At 67.7% G+C, this 3013-nt stretch carries 3 protein-coding genes; 2 read left to right on the top strand and 1 reads right to left on the bottom strand.

All coding sequences use genetic code 11. The features are described from left to right. Positions 1 to 283 (bottom strand): urease accessory protein UreE (locus tag AC1D15_RS24555; protein WP_477828031.1); only part of this gene is annotated, 283 nt, incomplete at its 3' end. A gap of 92 nt (positions 284 to 375) precedes the next feature. Between AC1D15_RS24555 and AC1D15_RS24550 the strand changes: the two genes are divergently transcribed. Together AC1D15_RS24550 and AC1D15_RS24545 are read left to right on the top strand one after the other, a co-directional pair. Continuing rightward, positions 376 to 2016 carry a methyl-accepting chemotaxis protein gene (locus AC1D15_RS24550; protein ID WP_477828030.1) on the top strand — a complete coding sequence of 547 codons (1641 nt, stop codon included), beginning with the start codon at positions 376 to 378 and terminating at the stop codon, positions 2014 to 2016. A gap of 353 nt (positions 2017 to 2369) precedes the next feature. Beyond that, positions 2370 to 3013: discoidin domain-containing protein (locus AC1D15_RS24545; protein WP_477828029.1), on the top strand; the 644-nt coding region annotated here is incomplete at its 3' end.

Raw genomic sequence — 3013 nt, 5'->3', positions numbered from 1 at the left:
GGTCGAACGGCGTGCCGTGCTGCGTGCAGTGCGTCACGACCAGCACCGGCTGCGGCGCCGCGACCACGCGGATCAGCGAGCCGTCTTCGGCCACCAGCACGTCGCCGCCGCGCACCGCGGTGCCGCGCGGCAGGAACACGCCGAGCGTGCGGCCCTGCGAATCGGTGGCGTCGAAGCGGCTCTTCTGTCGCACGTCCCAGTCGAGCTCGACGGACGCGCCGCGTTTGACGAGGGCAGGGGCCAGTCCATGGCCCTGCGCAAGGAGTTTGTTCACGGTCAGCATGGTGTGAGTGTGGCAGTAAACCCTAGGGGATTTCCGTTCAGGACCGGAGACGGAAGGCCGATATTCCCCTGGATTAGAACAAGGATCGGACCATGAAACTGCTCCAGGATGTGCGCATCGGCGTGCGTCTCGCCCTCGGTTTCGCGAGCGTGCTTCTGCTCTCCTGCGCCACGATCGGCCAGAGCTTCTTCGAGATGTCGCAGCTGCAGGGCCGCTTCGACGACCTGGCGGGCATGACGATGCCGGCGATGAACGGCGTGTCCGAACTGGGCACGGCGGCGCGCGGCATGCGCGGCGCGCAGGAGCTGCTGGCCACGCGCTGGAGCGAGGCCGAGCGGGCGACGCAGGCCGATGCCTTCAAGAAGCACCATGCGCGCTTCGTCGAGCAGATCACGCTGCTGCGCAGCCTGCCGCGGGCCGATGCGATCGAGCCGCAGCTCGCGCCGGTGGACGGCGCGCTGAAATCCTACGAGGCGAGTTCGGCCGAGATCGAACGGCTTCTGGCCAGCACCGACGATGCCGAGCGGTTCCAGAAGGTCAAGAAGCTGCTCGAAGGCGAGACGCTCGCCAACTTCACGACGCTGAGCAAGGCGGCCGCCGAGCTCACCAAGGTGATCCGCGACGATGCCGATGCGCGCATCGTGGCGGCGAGCGCCGGCAACCAGCGTTCGCGCACCGCGATGGCCGCCGGCGGCGCGATCGCGCTGGCACTCGGCAGCCTGCTGGCCTGGGGCCTGACGACCAGCGTCGTGCGCCCGATGCGCAGCGGCATGGCGGCCTTGCAGCGCATCGCCGGCGGCGACCTGTCGGGCCGCATCGACAGCGAGCGCAAGGACGAGATGGGCCAGCTGATGGCGGCACTCGCGCAGATGCAGGACAACCTGCGCACCGCCGTCGGCGACATCCGCAATTCGAGCGACTCGGTCTACAGCGCCGCGTCGGAGATCGCGCAGGGCAACCTGTCGCTGTCGGACCGCACCGAGCGGCAGGCGGCCAGCCTGGAGGAGACGGCCTCGTCGATGGAGACGATGTCGGCCACCGTGAAGGACAGCGCCGGCACCGTGAACCGCGTCGAGGAGATCTCGCGCAGCGCCCGCCAGGCGGCCGGCCGCGGCCAGGACGTGGTGGGCGACGTGGTCAAGACGATGCAGGAGATCCAGCAGTCGAGCGACCGCATCGCGTCGATCATCTCGGTGATCGACGGCATCGCGTTCCAGACCAACATCCTGGCGCTGAACGCCGCGGTGGAAGCGGCGCGCGCCGGCGAGCAGGGCCGCGGCTTCGCGGTGGTGGCCGGCGAAGTGCGCAGCCTCGCGCAACGCAGCGCCGGCGCGGCACGCGAGATCAAGCAGCTGATCACCGACAGCGCCGAGAAGGTCGGCAGTGGCTCGCGCCACGTGGCCGATGCCGGCCGCGTGATGCAGGACATCCACCAGCAGGTGTCGAGCGTCAACGACCTGGTCGGCGAGATCCGCCGCTCGGCTGCGCAACAGCACAGCGGCATCGAGCAGGTGACGCAGGCGGTGTCGCTGCTCGACCACTCGACGCAGGAGAACGCGGCACTGGTGGAAGAGGCCTCGGCGTCGGCCGAGAGCCTGAAGCTGCAGGCGCAGAAGCTCCTCGAGTCGGTGGCGGCCTTCAAGACCGACGCCGATGCGTCTGCGCTCTCATCGGTAAAACCCGCGGTTCACGGCCATCCGGCAGCATTCGGCGTCGGACTTGTATCCGCTTGAAACGGCGCTCTCAGACTCTGCGAATAGCTCGCATCGGCAAGACGTGAGCTGATGTAACGAAGAGCAAGAAGTTTGCAGGCACTTCGTTTGGAACCGATTCCAAGCGGTCGGGAACAGCCGATGAACGGTTGTTGTCCGACATCTCCTGCCGAATTACAACGGCGCCCTCTGTCGTACGACAGCAAGTCCTGGTAATCATTTGCGTGAGAGTGTGCGCTCTCTTTCGAGCGATCGTGTCAATTCGCACGAACGTGCTTTGACAGCTATCCGACGGCTCCCTCGGCTTACAGGCTTTCTTCGCGGAGCGTGCAGCATCCGGGCCTTGTTTCTGCCACGTCTTGGAGGGGAAGCCTATGAAACACCATGTGCTGCGCAGCTTGCGCAACGGTTCGATGCTGGGGCTGCATTGCGCCCTGGCGATCCTGCTGGTCGGGTGCGGTTCCGGCGACGGAGGAAGCTCCTCTGCCGCCGACAGCAACAACGCCAGTTCGAGCGATGCCGGCGGCGACCGGTCGCGTCCGATGGCGGTCGGTGACCCGATCGGCATCGCGCTGACGCCCGTCGCGGCCACGGCCAGCGCCTCCGAGCGCGGCGACCTGTCGGCTGCGGCCGCGATCGACCACGACGACAACACCCGCTGGAGCAGCGGCTTCACGGACGACCAGAACCTGACGCTGGACTTCGGCCAGTCGGTCAGCATCTCCCGCGTGCGCATCAACTGGGAACGCGCTCACGCCGCCAGGTACCTGCTGCAGGTCTCGAGCGACAAGTCGAACTGGGTCACGATCAAGACCGTCGACAACAGCCAGGGCGGCATCGAAGACTGGACCGGCCTGAGCGGCCAGGGCCGCTACCTGCGCGTGCAGGGCGTCACCCGTTCGAGCCAATACGGCTATTCGATCTTCGAGATCCAGGCCTACACCGGCACGACCTCGGCGCCGGCCCCGGCCCCCGCGCCTGCACCGGCGCCCGCTCCGGCACCTGCTCCCAGCCCGGC

Source organism: Rhizobacter sp. P2_H2, assembly GCF_056403375.1.
This window is presented reverse-complemented; position numbering and strand designations above follow the sequence as displayed.

Excerpts from the sequence above, each read along its gene's own strand:
- AC1D15_RS24550 (WP_477828030.1), top strand. The coding sequence starts at position 376 with ATGAAACTGCTCCAGGATGTGCGCATCGGCGTGCGTCTCGCCCTCGGT.